We start from the raw sequence: 24,767 nt of genomic DNA on the forward strand, positions 1-24,767 counted from the left end.
CAACTCTTCATCAATGCTGTTACCTTAGTTGGGTACAGATAACTAATAAAGATACAGATATAACACTTTAAATGGTTACAGATTGAGAGTGAGCAACGAGGGAGAAAAACGTGGAAGCAGAACTCAGCGGCAATAAATACCTTGCGACCGAACAACATATTAAAGCTCAGATCGATAAAGGACTCTTTCATCCAGACGATCGCCTTCCCTCAATTCGTCAATTAAGCGAACAGCTTGGCGTGAGTAAAAATACCGTGATTCGTGCCTACCAAGAACTGGAAGCGACAGGCTGGGTTTATTCAGTACCTAAATCTGGCTATCGCGTGAAAGCCCCCAACACCACAAGCTGGGATTCGCCAAACCAACCTCAAAAAGTTGACCTGTTGTCGGTCACCAAGTCTGTACTCTCTCGTCCAAAAGGTCGTCTGAAGTTGTTGGCAGGCTCAGCACACCCGAACATCAACAACCCTGCGATTCGTAGCTTGTACGCCGAAATCGGTCGGCATAGTCGTTTGCAAACTCAGCTTCCCGGTTATTACCAACTGCCTCCTGGAGACGAGCAGTTAGTAAAGCAATTGTTAAAGATCACCCATGATCTTGGTGTGCCTGCGGGATCGAAAGAGATTGCGATTACTCATGGTGCTCAACAGGCGATCAGCCTGGCTCTGCGTGCGCTCACCAAGCCCGGCGACATAGTGGCCGTCGAGTCGCCATGTTACTTCGGTAATCTACTTTTACTTGAGTCGCTTGGCTTGCAAGCCCTTGAAATTCCAAGCAGTGTTAGCCACGGTATTGATATTCCATCACTACAGAGCGCGTTAGACAAATGGGAAGTGACAACCTTACTGCTAACGCCAAACTTTACCAACCCGACAGGTTCTAGAATGCCTCGTGCTAATCGAAAAGCCTTGTTGGAGGTAACCGGATCTTTGCCGATTATCGAAGATGATGTTTTTGGTAGCTTAGCGTTTGACGCACCAATTGCCAGCCTCAAAGAGCTTGATGATCAAGATAGAGTTATCTACGTCAACTCACTGTCTAAAACCTTAGACTCACGCTTGCGAATCGGTTGGTTGCTGTCCGGGCGCTACCAACCTTTAGTCGAAAAGTACCTTTTATGTGACAACATGGGCAGCTCAAACCTGATGCAATCGGCGGTGGGGCAGTTCCTCACCACAGGCAAATACCGCAGTCACCTTTCGAAAATGAAACGGCTTTACCAAACCAATCAAAAGCAATTCCAAAGCCTTTTGATTCAAGCATTGGATGGCCACCCTCACCTTGTCGGGCGCTACCACTTATCAAGACCTGAAGGCTCTTTTTTAAACTGGATAACACTGCCTGAGTCAGTCGATAGCTACGCGATCTATCAAGACTGTTTAAAGCATAAGCTGGGGATTTTACCCGGCACAGTGTTTGGGACGAATGACCAATATAAACATTGCCTTCGCTTCACTGTCGCCAATATTGAAGAGAGCAAAGAGTGGAAAGAAGGGGTTGTGGCACTAGCGAATATAATCGCCAGGCATACACACTAGAAAGTGTCAGGCCTGCCCTATATACCGTGATAATCATGAATAAGGTTTGACCTTATTAACATTTTCAACAGCAAAGATTCGCTACACTCGCAGCCTTTCTATGCCTAGCGGAGTCCGACGTGGCAACTATCAAAGATGTAGCGGCACTTGCCGGAGTTTCAACAGCAACCGTTTCACGAGTAATGAACCGCACCTGCTATGTCGAACCAATCACGTTAGAACGTGTAGAACGAGCAATCAAAGAACTTAATTACCATCGTGATGCACGAGCAACCGCTCTGGCGAATCGAAGTAGCAACACCTTAGGTTTATTAACCGGCAATTTGGCTGACCCTTTCTTTGCACTGGTTGCAAAAAGTGTTGAAGAAGTTGCCCGCACCAACGGCTATCAACTGGTTGTAGTTAGCGGCGGCCACAATGCTCAGCGCGAGAAAGAAGGTCTCGACTTTCTTATCAGCCAAGGCTGCGAGGCGATGGTGGTTCACTCAAAAATGCTCGATGACGCGACGCTATTACGCTACACCGCTCAGTTACCCGCGATGGTACTGCTCAACCGCACCATCGCCCAAGTATCGAACCGCTCAGTATGGGTAGACAATAGACTAGGCACTCAAGTATCAGTGCAACACCTGATCAAGCTTGGGCACAGAAAAATAGCTTATGTGTCCAGCGACCTGCCCATTCAAGACAGAACAGATCGATTGGAAGGCTATCGAAAAGCGATGAAAGCGGCCAATATAGAAATACATCCCAACTGGATCATCAGCCAAAACTTTAGTGAGTCAGGCGGTGAAGCGGCAGGTGACATCTTAGTAAGCCAATGCCCTGAGGTTACCGCAGCTGTCACCTTTAATGATGTGATGGCCGCTGGCTTAATGACCAGCCTGCAAGACCAAGGTATCTCTGTACCCAACGATATTTCGGTGATCGGCTTTGATGACGTCTTACTCGCTCGCTACCTTTATCCTCGATTAACCACAATGCACAATCCTATTGATGAAATGTCGACCTACGCAGCCAACCTCGCAATTAAGTTAAAGTCAGCGGGTTACGTACCGCCAACACAACATAAATTCGAAACAACCTTGGTTGAAAGGCAGACCGTTAAGCCAATCAAGCGCTAAAATTAGACAAAACGTGACCGAAATCTCATGTACGAACCTCATGTAACCGCTTACATGAAAACAGTATTGAAGTCTCACTTTCAATGCTAGAGCCCACTTATTATCCACTCCGAACAAACCCTACATTCACCTGAGGACAACAAATATGAATAACTCAAAGCCTCTACCATCGTTCGGATTAGCTCTAGCACCTATAGCCGTTATGTTTGCGTTGCTTGCTATTGGATACGGTGTTTTAGGACTTCGCATTGAAGTGCTACTACTGATTTCTGCAACTTTCACTGCATGCATTGCTTGGAAGATGGGCTATAACTGGGATGACATCATCAACGCCATTGTTGAGAAACTTGCTAAAGCCATGCCCGTCATTTTGATTTTAGTTTCCGTAGGCGGCCTCATTGCCAGCTGGATGATCAGCGGCACCATCCCATACATGGTTTACTGGGGGCTTAAAGTCATCAGTGCTGAATACATCCTGATCGCCGCATTCTTCGTAACTTCTATCGTCTCGGTATGTACTGGTACTTCATGGGGTTCTGCAGGTACGGTTGGTGTTGCATTGATGGGGGTTGCGGCAGGCTTAGACGTGTCACTTGCTGCCGCAGCGGGTGCTGTTGTATCTGGTGCTTACTTTGGCGACAAGATATCGCCTCTTTCTGATTCAACAAACTTTGCGCCTGTCGTTTCAGGCACCACGCTGTACGAACACATTCAGCACATGCTTTACACAACACTACCGGGGTTTGTGATTGCTTCTGTTGTCTTCTTCTTTGCAGGACAAAGCGCTGATGTAGCAAACATTGGTCAGCCAGAGAAAGTAACGCAAATCCTTGCGGGGCTAGATAGCCTTTATAACTTCAGCATCCTCCTTATCATCCCACCAGTTATGATCCTATGGGGTGCATTAACTAAGAAACCCGTTCTACCACTAATGTTAGGAGCTTCAGCACTAGCGATTGTACTGGGAATGGTTTTACAAGGATTCTCTCTACAACAAGGCTTCCAAGCTTATGTCAACGGCTTCAATGTTTCATTGTTTGAAGCAAAAGGAACAGTGACTGATGGGCTAATCCCAGACGTATCAAAACTGCTTAACCGTGGTGGGCTGTTCTCAATGATGAGCACCATTCTACTGGTGTTCTGTGCCTTCTCTTTCGCTGGTATTTTAAGCCTGACGGGCGCGTTGAATGTGGTACTGGGTCGATTCCTACATCTCATCCACTCAACAGGCCAACTTATCGCATCAACTGTGATTGCAACCATCACAGTCGTCTTCACGACCTCTGACGGTAAATTAGCACTTCTTATTCCAGGTGAACTGTTCCAAAACGCTTACCGCAAGATGGGACTCGACACCAAAAACCTATCTAGAACCATCGAAGATGCAGGCACAATCATCGAACCACTGGTTCCTTGGACTGCGGCAGGTATTTACATGGCAAGCACGCTAGGTGTTGCGACGCTAGATTACCTACCTTGGGCAATCCAATGTTACACCGGTGTCGTTTTCGCTCTGATTTATGGCTTCACTGGGTTTGGTATTGCACGCGCAAAGCCTGAACAGTCAGAAAACTCCGTAGAAACTTCTCTAGCTCACAGTACTAAATAAGGCTCACATCCTATGAATTCTTTCGACAATACGATTAACCGCCGAAATACAGGATCGGTAAAGTGGGACTTTATGGAGCAGAAGCTTGGCTTAGAAGGCACCGAGTTGCTGCCAATGTGGGTGTCTGACTATGATTTCCAAGCACCTCAACAAGTATTAGATCGCTTAGCTCAAGATATTTCGCATGGTATTTTTGGTTACTCAGAACGTCAAGACGACTACTACCAAGCCGCTATTGATTGGTTTAAAAACCAACATCAAACAGAAATCAAACGAGAGTGGATCACCACGGTACACGGTGTTTTGCCCGGTATTGCTATGGCGTTGCAAATGCTCACACAAGTGAATGACCAAATCGTTATTCAAAGCCCGGGCTACGGTTCATTCCGTAAGATCATCGAACTGAATGATCGTAAGGTGTTGAACAACCCATTGATTGAATCAGAAGGTCATTACCAGCTTGATTTCGCACATTTGGAAGACTGCTTTGCGAGTGGCGCCAAAGCGTTGATTTTCTGCAACCCACACAACCCAACAGGCCGAGTATGGAGCGAACCAGAGATCCTGCAAGTTGCCGAGCTTTGCCAAAAACACGGTGTATGGCTAATCAGTGATGAAATTTGGAGCGACCTAGCGCTAGCATCCAACATATTCCATTCAACATTGAAACTACCAAGTTCGCTAACCGACAAACTTATTGTGGCGACTGCGGCCAGTAAAACTTTTGGCTTGTCATCATTAAGGATCTCTAACTTCATCATTCCAAATGCAGAATTGAAAGAGCAGTTTGTTCGCCGTTTGGATGCTCATGGCATGGATTGCTTCAACAACCTATCAATGTCCGCTGCGACCACTGCGTATCAAGAGTGTGAAGCTTGGTTAGCGGACTTAAAACAGTATCTACAAGACAACATAGAAACGCTGAGTGGATTCGTAAAAACAGAGTTGCCTCATATTCGTTTCACAAAACCCGAAGCGACTTACCTTGCATGGCTTGACTGCCGTGCACTGAAACTAAGTGATACTGAGCTTGAACAAAAGATCATTGCCGCTGGCATTGTTCCGAGTATGGGATGTGCCTTTGGCGAGGAAGGTTCTGGGTTTATTCGTTTGAATCTAGGGTGTCCTGCTGAAGTATTAGATGATGCATTGGTACGACTTAAGGCAGCATTAAACGCCAATTAATAGGCAATCAAATTACTTAATCCGATCAATACAACAAAGCCCAATAGGAAGGACCTATTGGGCTTTCTCTACTTCTCAATTTTTATTTCAAGCAACTACCAATATTCAGCATGAGCCAAGCCTTTAACGCAATTCGATTTTTCACTTGTTACTTTAACTTCACCGCCAATCAACGACTGAGCCAACCAACCGTGAGGGAAACTCAATTTAAATGGCGCAGGGACCTGCTCAACGGTAATTTGCCCAAAGCCAACTTTTGAATAGTAACTAGGGTCACCGTATGTCACAGCAAGTTCAACGCCCTGCTCCTTAAGAACCTGTAAACCAAAGTTAATCAGCTTTTGGCCAATACCACGTTTTTGAACCTGAGTACTCACCGCTACTGGTGAAAGCAAATATGCCTTCGTTTCATCGTCAAATGAAAGTGGTGTAAAGATAATCGCGCCTATAATCGTGCTATCCGTATCTGACTCACTAGAATCATCTTCAGCAACAAAGCAAAGTAGCTCTGTCGAATCCGTAGTCGTTAAAAGATCGTAGGCAAGCTTACCCACTGTTTTACCTTCGCTCTCACCTTCTGCATCGGTAAAGGTTTGGGTAAAAACTTGAGTGATCGTTTCGCTTTCGTCTGAACTATGTAGTCTAAATTTCATGGTGTTATTCACTTATGTACTTTCTTCAATACAAAAAAATGATAATCAAAATCACGTTCAGCAGAGCTTTGGGAACCCTTCGAAAGTTCACTCTTAAGCCTGCTATTATTGATGAATTGTTTAATTTCATTGTCGCAATCTGCGAGCGCTTTCGAACTCGGCATCGTTACTTTTAGTGCTTCCACTTGCTTTTGCAAAGGCTGATAATAAGCAAGCCAACCGGCATCGCTCATAGCAAAGTCATCCAAGATTTTATAACCGGCCGCCTTTGCATGCTCAATACGCTCAGAGACCGTCGTCATGTCTGGATACTCTTTTTGCCAGAACGCTTTGATAGATTCGTTTGGGTTCTCTGTGTTCCACACCAAATCATTCACGACCAAGATGCCATCATCGGTAAGGAGCTTCCGCCACTGTTTAAGTGCTTTCTGGACACCCATGATGTAGGCACTGCCTTCCGACCAAATTAAGTCAAACGACTTCGCTTCAAACGGTAGATCCATCATACTCGCGCAAACGGTTTGGACATGGCTTTCTAAGCCAAGAGCCTGTGCTTGCTGAGTCAGAATATCTAAACTAGGTTGATCGTTGTCTACCGCTGTTATCTGCACATCCGCTTGATGTTCTTTAATAGCTCTCGCTAACACAGTTGTTGCAATGCCTTTGCCACAACCAATCTCAAGTACCTGTTCCGGTGAACTAGGCACTTTGACCAACGCCTCTAAGGTATCTTCAGCAGTTCCTGGTCCTAAGCGCTCTAAACCCTCGAAGATGGCGCCAAAATCCGCCATATATTGTTCATGTTCATTCATGTCTTTCGATAACCACTTCAATCTCAGCGCCTGTTTCTCATCAAAACCTTGCTTAATTAACCAATCGAGGTGTGCATCTGGCGCAATCTTGTCCATCGACTCATGCCACTCTTCTAAGCCGCTCTCACCCAGCATTGCCGCTAATAAATCTCGTGAACGTTGTTTTTGCACGAGCTCTTCGTCCAGTTGCTTAAGACGATTTTCCAACAAACTACGTTCTATCTTTGCATCTAAACAGGCTTGGCACTCTTTAAGCGTTAGCCCGCCCGCTTGCAGTTGCTGTAACAAACGAACACGCTGCAGATCCTTTTCAGAATAAAGGCGATAACCATTGCTCTGGCGTTGAGCCTCAATCAAACCTAGCTTGCCGTAATACAACAATGTGGAGCGACTCAGGCCAACAAGTTCAGCTAATTCAGATATGCGATACATGCACTTCTCCCTCATTTCTATCTATAAGGTAAACTATGAAGCTATAGTCAGGTCAATACGAAATTATACTTCATGCCCCCTCTTTTCCTAGTTTCCCGCCCTTAAGCTTAAATTGGAAAGGTCTCTAAGTACGTCTTTCAACCATAGAAGGCTAGTTACCGACATTACCCAACCAGACTTAGACAAATAAGATATGAACTTGATGAAATAAAAACAAACCACTCAAAAAACATACTTTTTACTAGCTAAGTGGATCGACTTCTAAATCGTTCAACAATTAATAAATGTTAACCAAGCGCTAAATAAAATCACCAGGCGAATACATACAGAGCGCACTAATAACAAACAACAATCTCTTCGTAACTTTTTTATAAAAAATCAAAATTTATTAGAAATTAACCCCTAATTTTACTGAGTAATTTGTTAGGCTTGGCAACAAATATTTACAATCCAAATAAAAACTAATTGGATAGCTAGAGGTTGTTTTTCTTGAATATGAAATTATTCGGCAGTTCCCTAATCCTTTCAGGAACTGCATTAGGGGCTGGTATGTTAGCCATCCCAATGGTGTTGGCCCAATTTGGCTTCATGATCAGCTCGGTGCTGATGCTACTTATCTTTATTGGCACCACCTACTCTGCACTTCTGCTGGCAGAAGCGTGTACAAAAACCAAAGACAACAGTGGCATGAGCAGTGTTGCTTACCTAACTCTGGGCAGCAAAGGGAAACATTTTATCAATGCACTCTTTTACCTGCTGCTGGTATGTATGTTGATCGCCTATATCTTGGGCGTCGGTGATATCATCCATAAGCTCTTACTTGATGTAGGTATCGATATCTCTACATCGGTTGCCTATACCATTTTCAGTCTATTAATGGGCGTTATAGTAGTCTCGGGCAAATCGTATATCGACAAACTGAATCGCGGTCTATTCATTTTGATGGTTGTGATGCTGTTTATTGTTATCGCCTCTCTATTTAGCAATATTCGCCTTGATTACCTGACTCAGACTAGCCAATACACGGCTAATGACGTAGTGCAATACAGCGCGGTTATCTTTACCAGCTTTGCCTCTATGGTGGTGATCCCGTCACTGGTTATCTACAACCGAGAAGCCACTCAAAAGCAGATCCGCAATATGATTTTGCTAGGTTCTGTGATCCCGCTAGTGTGCTACCTAACTTGGTTATTCGCGATTATCGGTAACCTTGGCACAGATGCGATCAGCCAGTTCCACAATATATCTGAGTTGATCTCTGCCTTTAGCGGGCAATCTGCTTGGCTAAAAGTAGTGATTGCACTGTTCTCAGCTCTAGCGTTAGTGACCTCTTTCCTTGGTGTATCTATGGCGCTTTACGACCAAAACAAAGATGCAGTGACCAACAACAAAGCGTTGGCTTATGCGCTGACCTTCATTTTGCCTTTGGTATTGGCAGAGCTGTTCGCTAGCCAGTTTGTAAGCATGTTGGACTACGCAGGTATGGTGCTGGTGTTCCTAGCTATCTGGGGCCCACTCGCAATGGTAGTTAAAGTTCGTAGACCTGACTTCCCTCACCTACAAGCTGAAGGCAGCTATACCGCAGCCGGTGGCGACACGGCATTGATGGCAACATTCGGCTTTGGGGCGCTAATTTTCGTATCTTGGTTTATGGGGTAACCAACACTCGATCATAGACCTAAAAGATACCAAGAAGAGCGGCTTTGGCTGCTCTTTTTTTGTGCCTGATGTTCTTGTTAATATATCCCCTCCCCGCACTTTGCCCACATTCACTCTCCCTTTCAAACTACGTAAATAGAAACAATCGCTTAGAACAGTATCCCCTAGTTTTTCGATCTCAAGCCCAGTTCAAAACACCATGTCCTATGATCATATACAGTAGATCTATTGTTGACACATCTGATAATTAGATCACAAAACAACCTCATTGGTATTGTATTGGTACTATCTTTTGAAATACCATCACTCGCGTACCCTACAGTACTAAAGGACATAATAATGAAATCGAATAACTTCAAACTGTCTTCAATGATGTTCATTGAATGGTTTATCTGGGGAGCATGGTTTGTTCCCTTGTGGCAAATACTTAATACCAATGGCTTTACGCCAACGGAGATCGCATGGTCTTACGCATGCAGTGCAATTGCCGCGATCATCTCGCCGATCTTAGTCGGATCAATCACCGACCGCTTCTTCGCTGCGCAGAAAGTACTTTCTGTGATGTTATTGGCGGGTGCAGGTTTAATGTACCTAGCGGCTCAACAAACCGAGTTTGCCACCTTCTTTCCAATACTTCTGTTGTACTCGCTAACCTACATGCCAACGATCGCACTGACCAACAGCATTGCTTTCTCTAATGTAGAAGATGTAGAACGTGACTTCCCGCGTATCCGTGTAATGGGTACTATCGGCTGGATTGCTTCTGGTATCGCGATTGGTTTCTTACCAGGCTGGTTGGGTTACGGTGATATCTCATCAAGCAATATCCCGCTTATTCTGACGGCTCTCGCTTCGGCTGCACTGGGCATCTTCGCACTGACTCTGCCAGACACACCGCCAAAAAGTACCGGTAAATTAAACCTTAAAGTGATGCTTGGCCTAGACGCTATCGTGTTACTGAAAGACAAAAACTTCTTAGCATTCTTCGTTTGTTCTTTCATGTTTAGCATGCCGCTGGCGTTCTACTACATCTTTGCAAACGGCTACCTAACCGAAGTGGGTATGAGTAATGCAACTGGCTGGATGACGCTAGGTCAATTCTCTGAAATCTTCTTTATGCTGGCACTACCTTTCTTCACCAAACGCTTTGGTATTAAGAAGGTATTACTACTTGGTCTCTTTACGGCAGCAGTTCGCTACGGTTTCTTCGTCTACGGCAGCGCAGACACTTGGTACCTATATTCACTGCTATTCGCCGGCATCCTATTACACGGTGTGAGCTACGACTTCTACTTCGTAACAGCTTACATCTATGTCGACAAAAAAGCGCCTAAACACATGCGTACCGCAGCGCAAGGCCTTATCACATTGGGTTGCCAAGGTATTGGTAGCTTGCTGGGTTACCGCTTAGGTGGTGTGTTAATGGAGAAGATGTTTGCTTACGACGAACCACAGAATGGTCTGACATTTGATTGGGCAGGTATGTGGGGCTTCGGTGCCATCATGATCGCCATCATCCTCGTTATCTTCACGTACTTTTTCCGTGAACCAAACGGTGAGATCAAAGAGATTAATATCAACAACAAATCAGATGGAAACGCATCAGAGCAGACTCAAGTAGAAAAAGCTCAAGCGTAATTTTTTACCTGCTCAGTCTCTCCCCCTAGCTTCTGACTGAGCAGCTTTTAGATAACCTATTTTTGGTGAAGTAAGATGAACATTTCAAAACAAGACAGAATTTTAGGCACATTTTATGGTCAAGCACTGGGTGATTCGATGGGAATGCCATCAGAGCTTTGGCCAAGAAGCCGAGTAAAAGCGCACTTTGGTTGGATTGACTCATTCCTGCCAGGGCCTGCTGAAAACAATGCCGCTTGTTACTTCGATGCTTGCCAGTTCACGGATGACACCTCAATGGCGCTGGCTCTTGCTGACGCTATCATCGAATGCGACGGTGAGATCTCACCAGAGATCATTGCTCGCAACGTATTAAACTGGGCTGAAGGCTTCGATGCTTTCAATAAAAACATTTTTGGCCCAAGCTCGAAAGCCGCAATGCGCGCGATTAAAGAAGGTACTTCAATTAATGAGCTTGAAAACAACGGTGTGACCAACGGCGCTGCAATGCGTGTATCGCCAATGGGCTGCCTTGTTCCAACCACCAACCTAGACACTTTTATCGACCAAGTCGCACTGGCTTCAAGCCCAACCCATAAGTCAGACGTAGCGATTGCGGGTGCGGTTGCGATTGCTTGGTCTGTATCGAAAGCGATTGAAGGACACAGCTGGAGCGCAATTAAAGACCAACTACCTGCGGTTGCTAACGCAGCACAAACTAAGAACATCACCACCTTCAGTGCTTCAATGGGCGCTCGTATTGAGCTTGCTCTTATGGTGGCTTCAGAAAAGAGTGGCGTTGAAGAGCGCATGGAAAAAATCTACAACTTAGTCGGTGCAGGCGTAAGTACGATTGAGTCGGTTCCGGCTGCTATCGCCATGGTTGAACTCGCACAAACCGACCCTAACCGCTGTGCAATTCTTTGTGCCAACTTAGGCGGCGATACCGATACGATTGGTGCGATGGCAACGGCAATTTGTGGGGCACTGAATGGCATCCAATCGATTGATATCGAGTTGAAGAAGCAACTCGATGACGAAAACCAACTCGATTTTGCAGGTTACGCAGCCTCCTTCCTGCGCTTAAGAGAGATTAAGGAGCAAGGGTATGCCTCATAGTTCTTTGATTCAGCTGATTCCAACTCTACAAAACAAACGACAATTGTGCCTAATCGGCGCTGCCGTGGTCGATATCGTGACAGAGACACCTGCGCTACCGAAACGTGGTACAGATGTCGAGTTAATCGAGAAAGGCATTCATGTCGGCGGCTGCGCTCTCAACATCGCCATTGCTTTGAAAAAGCTCGGTGTTGACTCCGTTAATGCCCTGCCAATTGGTCAAGGTAAATGGGCAGATATCATTACTGCTGCAATGGCTGAGAAAGGCCTGACAAGTAGCCTACAAGATCCAAGTGGCGACAACGGCTGGTGTTTAGCGCTAGTAGAACCCGATGGTGAACGTACCTTCCTATCTGTTAGCGGTGTTGAGAACAATTGGAATCAACAAGCACTTGAGCAGTTGGATCTTCAAGACGATGCAATCGTCTACCTTTCGGGTTACCAATTATCTTCAGCATGTGGAGAGCAGATCGTTAGCTGGCTTGAAACACTGCCAAGCGGCGTTGAACTGTTCATCGATTTTGGTCCTCGCATTGGAGATATTCCTAAGCCCGTGTTTGAGCGCCTAATCAAGCTGAAACCAACCATCTCTTTGAATCGCCAAGAAGCCGAAGTACTGGGTATGCAAGACATCAACACCTTTGTTGAGCAATGGCATAACCATTATGGCTGCCCGCTGATTTTACGCATCGATAGCGATGGTGCTCTGTTCGCCACGCAAGATGGCTACGGAAATGTTGCACCATTTAAAGCAACCGTGGTTGACACGATCGGCGCGGGAGATACTCATGCAGGCGGCGTATTAGCAGGCTTAGTTTCTGGCTGGGAACTGCCTGACGCAATTTTGTTAGGTAATGCGGTTGCATCTTATGTGGTGAGCCATGTAGGTGGCGATTGTGCTCCTAGTGTTGCTGAGATAACTGACTACCTCAATCAATACTAATCCTTGTTCCTCATGTACACATTAGGCTCAGTATTACTGGGCCTTTTTGTTACGCCTATCTTTATTTTACCTAGCTTTTTGGCCTTTCTATTATGAGTCACTCTTCTGTTATGAACCGTTTTTCTAATGCAAATAACAAAGCTACTAGGATTCTGCTCGCGAGTTGTGGAATCAACCTCTGCATCGGCGTTCTCTATACCTGGAGTGTATTTAAAAACTCTCTTTTGGACCTTGGTTGGAGCAACACTCAAGCCTCAATGCCTTACACCATCACCATCATCACCCTTTCATTGGCGCTTCTGATTGCAGGCCGTATTCAGGACAAAATTGGCCCACAAAAAGTATTAATGGTTGGCTCCTTAATGGCTGGTTCTGGAATGATCTTAGCAAGCCTCTCCTTAACCCCTTGGAACCTAAATATCAGCTTTGGTTTGGTCACTGGTGCGGGTATCGGATTTGCTTATGCGTGCTTGAATCCAACCGCGATGAAGTGGTTTCACTCTTCACAAAAAGGCATGGTCAACGGGTTGCTCGCGACTGCATTCGGTCTTGCTGCTATCTACTTGGCTCCGTTAACTAGCTATCTAATATCTGTTATTGGGTTAGATCAAAGCTTACGCGCGTTAGGTGTAGGGCTAGTACTGATCGCTTTCCCATTGGCTTGTTCGATCAAAAATCCACCAGCTGGGTATGAACCCAAAGCTCGCTCATCAGAGTCGGATTCCTCCAAGCCCGTTTCAAAGCCGAGCCGCAACTACATGTGGAAAGAGATGCTCGCAACCAAACAGTTCTACCAACTGTGGTTCACTTACGCTTTTGGCGCGGCCGCGGGTTTGATGATCATCGCCAACATCACTTCAATTGCCGCAGAACAAGCCAATATCTTAGAGGGTGCTTATTTGATCGTGACCTTATCGATATTTAACTCGGCAGGTCGATTGGTATCAGGATTATTGAGCGACAAGATTGGCGCATTAAAAACGTTAGCTATCGCACTTGGGCTGCAAACCATCAATATGTTGTTGTTCAGTCAGTTTGTCTCTAGCCCTACTCTGATGGTCGGTGCAGCTTTGGCTGGCGTTGGATACGGTACTTTATTAGCCGTGTTTCCTTCAATCATGGCGGACTTATACGGCCTGAAGAACTTCGGTGCCAACTACGGCGTGCTTTATACCGCTTGGGGGATTGGCGGCTTTATCGGCCCTATCCTTGCGGCAATATCGGTGGATTGGTACGGCAGTTACTCAATCGCTTATTTGACATGTGCGGTCTTGGTGAGCATCGCGACAGTACTGACCTTCCGAGTAAAGCCCATTTCAACAGAGCCATGTATCGATAAAGAATCGACTTCAAGTTATCAGTTGGAACGTTCAAGCTAACTCAATAAAACCTCTGAGTGGCGGAATCTTTGTTTCGCCCTCAGATTTCACATTTCTATTAAGTGTGTGCTTAGACTTCGGGTATACTTCGGTTAAATAAAAAAGCTAAAACAGACCTTTATGAGCGCTTATCAACCACTGCTTACCCTGATTCAGGAACGAATCGACCAGAAAGATAAATCACCTCTGTATCTGAAGATTGCCGATTCAGTGAAGCTGGCGACTGAGCAACAAATGCTCAAGGGCGGAGACTTCATTCCAACTGAGCGCGAGTTCAGTGACAAGCTTGGTGTGTCTCGTATTACCGTTCGTAAAGCATTGGATATATTGGATAAAGAAGGCGTGATTGTTCGTTCTCGTGGCTTGGGAACTATGATCAGCGAGACTGTTGAATACTCAAGTAAAGAGGCGACAGGCTTCTCTCAACAAGTGGTTCTGAAAGGCAAAAAACCTGACACACTATGGATTAAAAAAGACGTGGTTGCTTGTTCTTCAGAGATCGCCAAGATGCTCAAAATCGCCGAGAACGATCAAGTCTTTCTGTTGAAGCGCGTCCGTTACATCGACGAGCAAGCCGTATCCATTGAAGAATCTTACGTCCCTGCTCATTTGATCCATGACCCAGATGAAATTCAACTATCGCTTTACGATTACTTCCGCAGCCAAGATATCTCGCCAACCAAAACTCAAAGCCGAGTGTCCGCAAAAATGCCAACAGAAGAGTTTCTGGAGAAGCTCAACATTGACGAAACCGTGCCTGTTCTGTTGATCGAACAAACGGCTTACGACAAAAAAGGCGTGCCTATTGAATACAGCATCAACCGCTGCCGTGGTGATATGTATGTGTTCGTGAGCGAAGATTAAACCTCGTACTCAAAACACGATAGACACAAAAAGCCCGTTAGTCCTGCTATAAAAAGTGGAGACTAACGGGCTTTTTACTTCTTATTAGAATGCTTACTAGTTAGCTCTTAAACGTATTCGAGAGCTCTTTCAGTGATGTTGCCAGCTCGGCTTGCTCTTTGGCTGTTGCAGCAATTTGCGTTGCACCCGTCGTAGATTCTGTCGACTTCTGTTCTACTGCCACAACGTTCTGAGCAATATCCTGAGTCACGACAGCTTGCTCTTCGGTTGCGGTCGCAATTTGCTCAGTCATGCTAAATATCTCGCTCACAGCGCCTGAAATATCTTGCAGCGTCTGCTCTACGCCTCGAGAATCCTCCACCGCTCTTGAAGACATTTTCTTGCTGTTATCAATCACATTAAACGCAGTTTGCACATCTGATTGTAGAGAGCTAATGAAGCCTTCAATCTCTGAGGTAGATTCTTGGGTGCGTTGTGCCAAAGTACGTACTTCATCTGCAACCACAGCAAAACCACGACCTTGTTCACCAGCACGTGCTGCTTCAATCGCCGCATTTAGCGCTAATAAGTTGGTTTGCTCGGCAACTGACTTAATCACATCAATCACACTGTTGATGTTATTGCTGCTATCGTGAAGATGCGTAATTTTCTCAGCTAGGCTGTTAATCTCAGATGCCAAGGTTTCAATCGATTGATAAGAGTGCTGAACCGTGCTCAAGCCTGCTTGTGATTGTTCATCTGCCAATTTAGCTGAGCTTGCTGTTTGCTGAGTTTTAGCCGCGACCTCGTTCACCGTTGCCGATAGCTCCTCTGTTGCTGTCGCAATCAAACCAATTTGGTCTTGCTGCTCAACCAAGGTGTTGGAGTTGTATTGGCAAGTTTGCGCCGTCTCTTCAGCTGCAGAAGCAAGTGTCAAGCTAGACTGAGACAAGTTATCTATTACCTGAGAGAATTTCTCTAACGTTTCGTTGAGAGACGAAGAGATATGCCCTAGCTCACTCTCTCCTAAATACTTAGCTCTCACCGTTAGGTCATTATCATCACGAACAACAGAAAGTACTGAGGTTAGATTTTTTACTCGGAGCGTTAGGTCTGTAATCACTTTAAAGCTTACAAAGGTCGCAAAGAAAGTAATTACAACAAATACCGCAATACTTGCGAACATCGCAGATTGAGCTTCACTCGCCTTATTTTCAGTCAATGCGATAAGTGATTCAGCCAGTTGATTCTCCGTTTTCTTTAACTGAACAATACGAGCCGTTGATTGCGCGAACCAATACACAGGGTCTACATCAAAACCACTCATTTTTGATTCAGCCACATCACGAAGCTTCTCGACTTCCGCGACCGAACGATCATTTAATTGTTGTTCAAAAAAGCGAACGTTGTCTGGGTTACCCAGAACTTCAAAGTTCGAGAAATACGTGTTTTGCTGTGTCACCAAAGAGATGAACTTAACCAGCATACCTGGGCCAAACTCATTTTTAGAAAAAGTGTTATTTAGGACAGCACGCTCGATACCAGCTCGCTCTTTGCCTTGCAAGAAGTTGTAATAAGCGATGGTTTCCGTAGTGATGGTAGCATCGGAGCTTAACTCAGCAATTAAAGCTGATACGCTGAGCAGTTTTGCATTCAGTTTAGTGTAGTAACCTAAAGCCTCTGAAAGTGGGATCGACTGAGAATCAACACGATTACGAATAGACGTAATTTGATTTAGGCTTTGGCTGATTTCAGTGTTCAGACGGGAGATCTGGGGTAAGTCGATTTCTGCAGACTGCCAGTACTCAGATCTCTGATTGCGTCTGTTATCCGCACTTGTTCTTTGCGCTCGCAGCTCACTCACAAACTTTGTACCTTGTGAGCCGATAAAACCAGCCGTCATTCCGCGCTCTTTTTGCAACTCATGGACAAGTTCACTGTACACAACCGACAAACGCGTAAGTTGATTTAATGACGACATTTCTCTAGTGGTTTCTACGCCTTTAGAAATCTCAGAAACGCTGAGCCACAGAAATCCTAAGATCGGTAAAATAAGCAAAGCGATTATTTTTTGCTTAAAAGACATATCAGTTAATTTCATTCTTCTTCCCTAGCTGCTAACACATTTTTATTGATTATCGGATCACGCATACCGAAAGTGGATTGCCCATGATCTGCAACCGTATAATTATTCACTCGAATCAAATACCGTACTCACAAATCGGCACGTGAAGAAACTAACATTTAACCTTATAAATTTCATTGGATTATCAATGAAATTGTTATCTTATCGACTTAACTTTTCGAAAAGAATACATAACAACAATTTCCCGGCGCAAGTGACTGAAAATTGACAGTTTATGCATAATACTAAAGAGGTAAGAAAACACCAAAAGTGCGGTCAATAGTAACTATATATTCAGCACCAACTATGTATAATTCCGGGCTCGTAAAATTAACAACTTAATTAATATAGCTGCATAATCAGAGGTTTTTATGGACTGTCCCGCTTGTGAAGAACATATCGGTTGGGAATGGGTAGAAGAAGCGGCAATTGAACCCAATGAGGAATTCGATTGTCCTGAGTGTCAAGAAACGTTGATGTATACCATCGATGAAGGTACCTATTACGGTGCACAACATAAAACCGTAGAAGTGGTTGATGATTGATGGTTGATATAACTATCTAAAAAATAACACGTGTTATTAACTCTCATGTTCTAGATCTTGGCAAAATAATCAGAGTAAACGTCCCCCCCTCTTTACTGGAACGAACGTTCAGCATAAAATATTGAACATATGTTCGGATAAATAAAGTGGATGTTATGGCTAAGACCGCAAAGTTCGATAGACAAGAAGTAGTTGATAAAGCGACTAACCTTTACTGGGAAAAGGGCTTTCACGCGACTTCTATGCGCAACCTGCAAGACGTAATTGATATGCGTCCGGGCAGCATCTACGCGACTTTTGGCAGCAAAGAGGGTCTGTTTAAAGAGACGCTTGCTCGCTATACCGAACTTGGCATCATCAACCTCAACCACTTCCGTAGTGAAGCGGATTCTCCGATCAAAGCGCTAGAAAACTTCATAAAGCGTGCGGTGGTTGAATCGAAACAGAGCGCACCAAACGGTATGTGTATGCTAGCTAAAACCGTTGCAGAGCTGACTGATGAGCACGCAGAGTTATTAGAAGAAGCGAAGAAATCACTCAAGATCATGGAAGGTGAATTCGCTAAGTTGATTGCAGAAGCGCAAGAGCTAGGTGAGATCAGCAAAGATCGAGAACCTGCTCAGCTTGCTCGTCATGTTCAAGTTCAGATAGCAGGCCTGCGTACTTACGCTAAAACCTGTGACGATATCGATTTGCTCAACTCAATGGTTGAAGACGTATTTAAGTACCACCCTTTTTAGGGTTTGACTTTATAGATTGGGCACAATACAAAAAGACTCCACTTTCACCTTAACGGGTCTAGGGCGGAGTCTTTTTTAGTTTAGGTCCGATTACTTTGCGGCTTAAGAATTACACCTTTTTCATGATCAACGCCTGCGCATTGAACAGCGTTAGCTTTTAAACGAGCTTGCAATATCTTTCAATGATGCAGCCAGTTCAGCTTGTTCTTTTGCTGTCGCCGCAATTTGTGTTGCGCCTGTTGTCGACTCTGTCGACTTCTGCTCTACCGCCATGACGTTTTGAGCGATGTCTTGAGTCACAACCGCTTGCTCTTCTGTTGCCGTTGCAATCTGCTCAGTCATGCTAAAGATTTCACTAACAGCGTTAGAAATACCTTGAAGAGTCTGTTCAACCTCTCTGGAATCTTCTACCGCTTTAGATGACATCTTCTGGCTGTTATCAATAACATTGAACGCCGTCTGCACATCAGACTGCAGTGAATTGACGAAACCTTCGATCTCTAATGTTGATTGCTGAGTACGTTGTGCCAGCGTGCGAACTTCATCGGCAACGACTGCAAACCCACGACCTTGCTCACCAGCTCGTGCTGCTTCAATCGCTGCATTCAATGCCAATAAGTTGGTTTGTTCTGCTACCGACTTAATCACATCAATCACACTGTTGATGTTATTGCTGCTCTCGTGTAGTCGGGTGATCTTCTCAGCCAAATCATTAATCTCATATGCCAGTTTTTCGATAGAGTGGTAAGAGTCTTGAACGGTACTCATACCCTCTTGCGACTGCTCATCCACGAGTTTGGCAAAACCAGCAGTTTGTTGCGTTTTGGTGGAAACCTCATTCACAGTCGCAGAAAGCTCTTCGGTTGCTGTTGCAATCAAACCAATTTGGTCTTGCTGATCCACTAAGGTGCTAGAGTTGTACTGGCAAGTCTGAGCCGTCTCTTCTGCGGCTGAAGCCAATGTAAGGCTCGATTGAGACAAGTTATCAATAACTCGAGAAAACTTCTCTAGCATTTCGTTAAGTGATGATGAAATAAGCCCTAACTCACTGTTATCATGATACTTTGCTCTCACAGTTAAGTCATTGTGGTCACGTACGACAGAAAGCACTGAGGTTAGATTTTTCACTCTGTTTGCTAAGTCGCTAATGACCTTAAAGCTCACGAGTGCTGCTAATAGAGTGATAGTTACAAACACCACAATGCTTGTAACCATTGCAGATTGAGCCTCACTCGCCTTTTTCTCAGTCAACGCAATCAGAGAGTCTGCCAGCTGGTTTTCTGTTTTCTTTAACTGGACAATACGCCCCGTTGCTTGAGAAAACCAGTACGCAGGGTCAACATCAAAGCCACTCATTTTCGATTCGGCTAAATCACGAAGCTTCTCTACCTCCGTTATCGAACGATCATTTAACTGTTGCTCAAAGAAGCGAACGTTGTCAGAGCTACCCAAAACTTCAAAGTTGGAGAAATAGGTATTTTGCTCTGTCACCAAAGAGATGAATTTAACCAACATACCCGGGCCAAATTCGTTTTTTGAAAAGGTATTATTAAGAACCGCAAGCTCGATGCCAGCCCGCTCTTTACCTTGCAGGAAATTATAGTAAGCGATAGTTTCATTAGTAATAGTGGAATCAGAACTCAACTCTGTAATTAATACGGTTAAACTCAGTAATTTAGCGTTAAGCTTTGTGTAATAGCTTAAAGCTTCTGAAAGCAGGATCGACTGAGAATCAACTCGACTTCGAATAGAAGACAGCTGATTTAGGCTCTTCCTGATCTCGTTATTTAGTCGAAGAACCTGTGGTAAACGAATGTCAGCGGTCTGCCAGTATTCATTTCTCTGATTCCCTCTATTATCCACGTTGGTTCGTTGTGAGCGCAGCTCCCCACCAAACTTAGTGCCCTGTGAACCAATAAAACCCGCAGTCATTCCACGCTCTTTTTGTAAATCCTGAACCAGCTCACTGTACACAACGGAAAGGCGGGTAAGTTGGTTTAATGAGGACATTTCGCTGGTGGTTTCTATGTCTCTTGAAATAGCGGAGACACAAACCCATAGAAACCCCAAAATCGGCAATATAATCAAAACGATTATTTTTTGCTTAAAAGACATATCAGTTAATTCCATTTTCATTTTCATTTCCTAGCAGCTAACAAATCTTTATCAGTCATCTAATTTGGCAAGCTTCTGACAAGATATACCCATATATAACTTTGTTTTTATTCCGTTTCTCAATCACCATCGATGGCAACTCGGCAAGGGAAGAAGCTAACATTTAACCTTATAAAAAACATTGGATTATCATAAAATCTCATTGGATTATCGACAAAAGCCGCCAATCAGCCAACTAAACGACAAGAAAACACCCGGCAACCGAATAACACATAAGCAATTGAAAAATAAAAACTAAAATCAGAATAAATAAGATATCAAGTACAAATCACGCCCTCAGGAGTCACTACATATTCAGTACCAACTGATGTATAATGCTGCCCCTAAAAGCTAAGAGTTCAATCAACGAAAAACAATCGAACCCAATGACGAGTTCGATAGAAAAGACGTAGTAGATAAAGCAACTAGCCTGTATTGGGAGAAGGGCTTTCATGCGACTTCTATACGCAATCTGCAAGACGTGATTGATATGCGTCCGGGCTGGAAGAACTTAGCATCCTTAATCTGAATTGCTTCCGCTGTGAAACGGACTCTCCGATCAAAGCGCTAGAAAACTTTGTAAAACGTGCGGTGGTTGAATCGAAAAAGAGTGCGCCAAACAGCATGTGTATGTTGGCTAAAACGGTCGCAGAACTGACTGATGAGCGCGCAGAATTATTAGCAGAAGCAAAGAAATCACTGAAGAGCATGGAAGGTGAGTTCGCGAAGTTGATTACCGAAGTACAAGAACTGGGTGAGGTAAGCAAGGAGCGTGAGCGTGAACCTGCTCAGCTTGCTCGACACGTTCAGATTCAGATCGCAGGCCTGCGTGCTTACGCTAAAACCTGTGACGATATCGATTTTCTCAACTCAATGGTTGAAGACGTATTTAAGTACCACCCTTTTTAGTGTCTGACTTTATAGATTGGGCACAATACAAAAAGACTCCACTTTCACCTTAACGGGTCTAGAGCGGAGTCTTTTTTAGTTTAGGTCCGATAAACTTTGCGACTTAAGAATTACACCTTTCTCATGATCAACGCCTGTGCATTGAGCATCGCCTCTTTGGTGCTGACATCTAGCGTTTTCACGTTCGCAAAGCGCTCAACTTCCTTAATCGCCACATCATGAGCAAAAATCACCAGCCTTGCTCTTTCAATGTCTTTCGGTGTGATACGATTGCCTATCCCGTTAGCACCTTGTGTTTCAACCTTTATCCGAACCCCAAGCTGATGCGCTGCCTTTTCTAAAGACTTAGCGGCTAAAAACGTGTGTGCAACACCAGACGGACATGAAGTAATAGCCAATACATCTGCTTGCCCCTCTTCGGTCACCGAACCACCCATAAATTGATGTGAACGTTCATCGCCTTCGACCACGTTCTTTTTCAGAAGAATCACGATCAGAGCTGTCGTTAGAGCACCTGCTAGTGTACCGACGACATAGCCAATCTTGCCATCCACCACAGGCAAAACAATCCAGCCGCCCCATGGCGCATGGTTCACCACATGAAACATAAAGCCGACCACATTACCAACAATACCACCAGCAACTACAGCAGGCAGGACACGTGCGGGGTCTGCCGCCGCAAAAGGAATCGCACCTTCGCTGATACCAATCATTCCCATGATACCCGCGGCTTTTCCGGCTTCGCGTTCGTCTCGTTTGAATTTCTTCGGTGATAGGAAAGTCGCAAGAGCCATACCCAGTGGGGGCGTACAAATCGCTATTCCCACCCCACCCATCAACCAAGGTTGCGTATTCACCTGAGTTTGAGCAAACAGCGTCGCAACCTTGTTGATTGGGCCGCCCATATCAAAGGCCGTCATCGCACCAAGAATACTACCGAGTACCATTTTTCCTGAGCCAGCCATACCCGTCAGCATTTGATTCATCTCAAGCATCACTTGGGCTATCGGGGAACCAATCACCCACATCACCGCACCACAGGTTACAAAGGTGCCAACTAACGGATAAATGAAAATAGAGCTCAGCGAGATCATACTGTCTGGCAGTTTGATCTTCTTAAGTAGATTCACCACAAAGCCTGCGAAAAATCCGACCACAATCGCTCCAAGAAAGCCGGTATTGTATTGATTGACCGCCACCCAAGAACCAATCATTCCCGGCGCTAAACCCGGTTTATCGGCCATTGAGTACGCAATATAACCACCTAATACGGCAGTAAACAGGGTTAAGCCCGCAATACCCATTTGTGCGATATCAGCCAGTACACCGCTCTCAGGTACGGCGCCATGGCCAGACATCATTACCGACAGAGACAAAAGCACCCCACCTGCAACCACGAATGGGATCATGTGTGAGGTACCGTATAACAAGTGTTCTTTAAGACGATTAAGGGATTGAGCCCAAGGGCTGAGTGGTTCGACGTAGACTTGATGATGACTAGAGGCGTAACTATCAAAGGAATCTGAATTGGCTTCAAGAAACAGCTCTTGAGCTTCCTCGACCGACTCGACTGCCTTTAATTTTGTAACAAAGTCATCTTCAATCAGTTTGGTCGAGATCTGTGCCAACACCTCGATATGGTGGTCGTCGTTGTTGTCTGGTGAAGCGAGCATAAAGAACACATCAGACAGTTCGCCGCCGTCTGCGCCATAATCGATGCCAGAACGGCTAATACCTATCGCGACAGCAGGTTTAGCAACAGCGGTACTCTTCGCATGTGGAATCGCGATACCATCGTCAAAGCCGGTATTACCAATGGCTTCGCGCTTCCAGATATCATCAAGGAAGTCACTTTTACTAGAGAGCTTACCTGCGCAGTCGAGCAGCTCGACAAGCTCTTCAAATACCGCCTGTTTTGAGTCTGCTTGCAAATCCAAACATATAATCTCGGGCTCAATAATGTTAGTGATATCCATGCTTTCTTCTGCCTCGCCTGATTTCAGACTGAAGTAATTAGGTTCTTCCGATCCAAATTAAAAATCGATGTTAATAGGATGAAAAGATTAGCGGTGTGTTGGTGATCATCATATAGGACGAAAGGTGCATTAACTGGATTATTGTAACCAAGAGTTCAGAGTGTGACGTCCACCTTAGAATAAAAAACGGCAATCCATAAAATTCACAGAACCCATAAACGTATCGCCCCTACCATATGCGACCTTTCTATACTGGATTTTCCATACTAGAGAACAAGGTGGCGAGATAAAGCCGAGAATAATAATGAGAATTGTAGCGGTAACTGCGTGCCCTACAGGCATTGCACACACCTATATGGCTGCTGATGCATTGAATAAAACAGCCCCTAAATTCAACGTTTCCATCAAGGTCGAGACGCAAGGCGCTATGGGTATTGAAAACTTACTGACAGCCCAAGATATTACCCTCGCAGACAAAGTGCTAATCGTCTCTGATATCGACATCGAACAACCAAGCCGATTCGATCCGGCTAAAACCGTATTCATTCCAATGGAAGAAGTGCTGTTGAGTGTCGACAAGGTTTTTATTAAGCATTGCCGAGCTTGATCCTTTCATGAACGAATATCAGATCACCTTCTTTGTTGACGACCCAACGGCGAACTCACACGTCGCGCAGCCGTTGGCTCGCTTAGCAAAAAAGTTCAGAAGTACCATCCGTATTATCAACATCACTCAGAACCGAACCGCCGATCTCTCCAAATCTGTTGCGATGTTGCAAGTGGGTTTGCTTCGTGGTGATCTGTGCCAAATAACCGCGGTGGGTATTGATGCGGAGTTAGCGTGTTTTGTCATAAAAGACGTGATTGCCGAACATTACGCAATGGTTGGCTCACAAGTGAACCATGAGTTCTCTAACGATTTAATCCAGCGCATGCCCCAGATATGCCCGCCTTGTGACATCAAGTGGCACCACGCTAAAGCACAAACTCAACTCACCAAATTTGAGTGTCTAAAAGGGCTCGCTCAATTAGTGCATCCTGCAGACCCGGATGAGCTGATTCTTGCCTTCATTAAGCGAGAAGAACGCTCGTCTACGTGTGTGTCACCGGGAATCGCCTTGCCGCATGTGATGTTTGAATCGACCCACGACCTCTCGATTGCCGTTATCATCAGTGATGATCCAATCGATTGGGCATCTCAAATTGGCCAAGTACACGTTGCCATCGCACTCGTTCTGCCAACTAAACCACAACGTGAACATATTGTGGCAGCCACCAATTTAACGCGAAACCTGCTCCACGATCAGGTCAATGAACGTCTGCAAAAAACCAGAAGCAGTGTCGATCTGCAAGCACTGTTGATGTACATATCATCTCGCCTGCTTTAAGGCTACTCACTCCAAAA

Annotated in this window: 19 protein-coding genes and 1 pseudogene; 15 read left to right on the plus strand and 5 right to left on the minus strand. The window is 45.0% G+C overall.

All coding sequences use genetic code 11. The features are described from left to right. The first annotated feature begins 110 nt into the window (after positions 1-110). The 4 genes from ATB74_RS21275 (at position 111) to ATB74_RS21290 (ending at position 5,456) form a co-directional block, all read left to right on the plus strand. Positions 111-1,538 (plus strand): PLP-dependent aminotransferase family protein, encoded by a 1,428-nt coding sequence (locus tag ATB74_RS21275; protein ID WP_061019659.1) that lies wholly within the window; start codon positions 111-113, stop codon positions 1,536-1,538. Between the two features lie 119 nt (positions 1,539-1,657). Continuing rightward, positions 1,658-2,662, plus strand: a complete 1,005-nt coding sequence (locus tag ATB74_RS21280; protein WP_061019660.1) for a LacI family DNA-binding transcriptional regulator — start codon at positions 1,658-1,660, stop codon at positions 2,660-2,662. Positions 2,663-2,807: 145 nt separating this feature from the next. Next, positions 2,808-4,271 carry a Na+/H+ antiporter NhaC gene (gene nhaC / locus ATB74_RS21285; protein ID WP_061019661.1) on the plus strand — a complete coding sequence of 488 codons (1,464 nt, stop codon included), beginning with the start codon at positions 2,808-2,810 and terminating at the stop codon, positions 4,269-4,271. Positions 4,272-4,283: 12 nt separating this feature from the next. Next, positions 4,284-5,456, plus strand: coding sequence for a MalY/PatB family protein (locus tag ATB74_RS21290; protein WP_061019662.1), 1,173 nt, complete (start codon positions 4,284-4,286; stop codon positions 5,454-5,456). A gap of 95 nt (positions 5,457-5,551) precedes the next feature. Here ATB74_RS21290 and ATB74_RS21295 read toward each other — a convergent pair whose 3' ends face one another. Together ATB74_RS21295 and ATB74_RS21300 are read right to left on the minus strand one after the other, a co-directional pair. Further along, the gene (locus ATB74_RS21295; protein WP_061019663.1) at positions 5,552-6,121 is read right to left on the minus strand and encodes a GNAT family N-acetyltransferase; all 570 of its coding nucleotides are present in this window, start codon (positions 6,119-6,121) and stop codon (positions 5,552-5,554) included. Continuing rightward, complete coding sequence (locus tag ATB74_RS21300; protein ID WP_061019664.1) at positions 6,118-7,353, minus strand: MerR family transcriptional regulator; 1,236 nt, start codon at positions 7,351-7,353, stop codon at positions 6,118-6,120. Before ATB74_RS21300 ends, ATB74_RS21295 begins: the two co-directional genes overlap by 4 nt. Positions 7,354-7,848: 495 nt before the next feature. Here ATB74_RS21300 and ATB74_RS21305 point away from each other — a divergent pair, with 495 nt between their 5' ends. From ATB74_RS21305 to ATB74_RS21335, 6 genes are all read left to right on the plus strand, one after another. Further along, positions 7,849-9,012, plus strand: a complete 1,164-nt coding sequence (locus ATB74_RS21305) for an amino acid permease (protein WP_060981059.1) — start codon at positions 7,849-7,851, stop codon at positions 9,010-9,012. Between the two features lie 339 nt (positions 9,013-9,351). Further along, on the plus strand, positions 9,352-10,650 hold the full coding sequence (locus ATB74_RS21310; RefSeq protein ID WP_061019665.1) for a nucleoside permease: 1,299 nt from the start codon (positions 9,352-9,354) through the stop codon (positions 10,648-10,650). Positions 10,651-10,725: 75 nt separating this feature from the next. Then, on the plus strand, positions 10,726-11,748 hold the full coding sequence (locus ATB74_RS21315) for an ADP-ribosylglycohydrolase family protein (RefSeq protein WP_061019666.1): 1,023 nt from the start codon (positions 10,726-10,728) through the stop codon (positions 11,746-11,748). Further along, a complete protein-coding gene (locus ATB74_RS21320; RefSeq protein ID WP_061019667.1) occupies positions 11,738-12,691 on the plus strand; it encodes a PfkB family carbohydrate kinase in 954 nt (317 codons plus the stop codon). The genes ATB74_RS21315 and ATB74_RS21320 overlap by 11 nt, the downstream gene beginning before the upstream one ends. A gap of 92 nt (positions 12,692-12,783) precedes the next feature. Then, positions 12,784-14,070 carry an L-lactate MFS transporter gene (locus tag ATB74_RS21330; protein ID WP_432215319.1) on the plus strand — a complete coding sequence of 429 codons (1,287 nt, stop codon included), beginning with the start codon at positions 12,784-12,786 and terminating at the stop codon, positions 14,068-14,070. Between the two features lie 120 nt (positions 14,071-14,190). Continuing rightward, positions 14,191-14,934, plus strand: coding sequence for a GntR family transcriptional regulator (locus ATB74_RS21335; protein WP_061019670.1), 744 nt, complete (start codon positions 14,191-14,193; stop codon positions 14,932-14,934). A 100-nt stretch (positions 14,935-15,034) separates the two neighbouring features. Here the strand turns inward: ATB74_RS21335 and ATB74_RS21340 are convergent, their stop codons facing one another. Further along, on the minus strand, positions 15,035-17,014 hold the full coding sequence (locus ATB74_RS21340) for a methyl-accepting chemotaxis protein (protein WP_061019671.1): 1,980 nt from the start codon (positions 17,012-17,014) through the stop codon (positions 15,035-15,037). A gap of 395 nt (positions 17,015-17,409) precedes the next feature. Between ATB74_RS21340 and ATB74_RS24180 the strand changes: the two genes are divergently transcribed. Further along, positions 17,410-17,583, plus strand: coding sequence for a hypothetical protein (locus ATB74_RS24180; RefSeq protein WP_155645162.1), 174 nt, complete (start codon positions 17,410-17,412; stop codon positions 17,581-17,583). 155 nt (positions 17,584-17,738) lie between these two features. Further along, positions 17,739-18,323, plus strand: a complete 585-nt coding sequence (locus ATB74_RS21345; RefSeq protein WP_061019672.1) for a TetR/AcrR family transcriptional regulator — start codon at positions 17,739-17,741, stop codon at positions 18,321-18,323. A 150-nt stretch (positions 18,324-18,473) separates the two neighbouring features. On the opposite strand, the gene ATB74_RS21350 is transcribed toward ATB74_RS21345, so the two are convergent. Further along, on the minus strand, positions 18,474-20,453 hold the full coding sequence (locus ATB74_RS21350) for a methyl-accepting chemotaxis protein (RefSeq protein WP_061019706.1): 1,980 nt from the start codon (positions 20,451-20,453) through the stop codon (positions 18,474-18,476). A gap of 400 nt (positions 20,454-20,853) precedes the next feature. Between ATB74_RS21350 and ATB74_RS21355 the strand changes: the two are divergent. Next, a pseudogene (locus ATB74_RS21355) lies at positions 20,854-21,386 on the plus strand (TetR/AcrR family transcriptional regulator). 110 nt (positions 21,387-21,496) lie between these two features. On the opposite strand, the gene ATB74_RS21360 reads toward ATB74_RS21355, so the two are convergent. Continuing rightward, positions 21,497-23,362, minus strand: a complete 1,866-nt coding sequence (locus ATB74_RS21360; RefSeq protein WP_061019673.1) for a fructose-specific PTS transporter subunit EIIC — start codon at positions 23,360-23,362, stop codon at positions 21,497-21,499. Between the two features lie 304 nt (positions 23,363-23,666). On the opposite strand from ATB74_RS21360, the gene ATB74_RS21365 reads away from it, so the two are divergent. Both ATB74_RS21365 and ATB74_RS21370 read left to right on the plus strand, forming a co-directional pair. Then, positions 23,667-23,969: a PTS fructose transporter subunit IIB gene (locus ATB74_RS21365; protein ID WP_061019674.1), complete on the plus strand. Its 303-nt coding sequence runs from the start codon at positions 23,667-23,669 to the stop codon at positions 23,967-23,969. A 7-nt stretch (positions 23,970-23,976) separates the two neighbouring features. Further along, positions 23,977-24,750, plus strand: coding sequence for a PTS sugar transporter subunit IIA (locus ATB74_RS21370; protein WP_061019675.1), 774 nt, complete (start codon positions 23,977-23,979; stop codon positions 24,748-24,750). Positions 24,751-24,767: the final 17 nt, after the last annotated feature.

Source organism: Vibrio splendidus, from assembly GCF_001557875.1.
GTDB lineage: Bacteria > Pseudomonadota > Gammaproteobacteria > Enterobacterales > Vibrionaceae > Vibrio > Vibrio splendidus_F.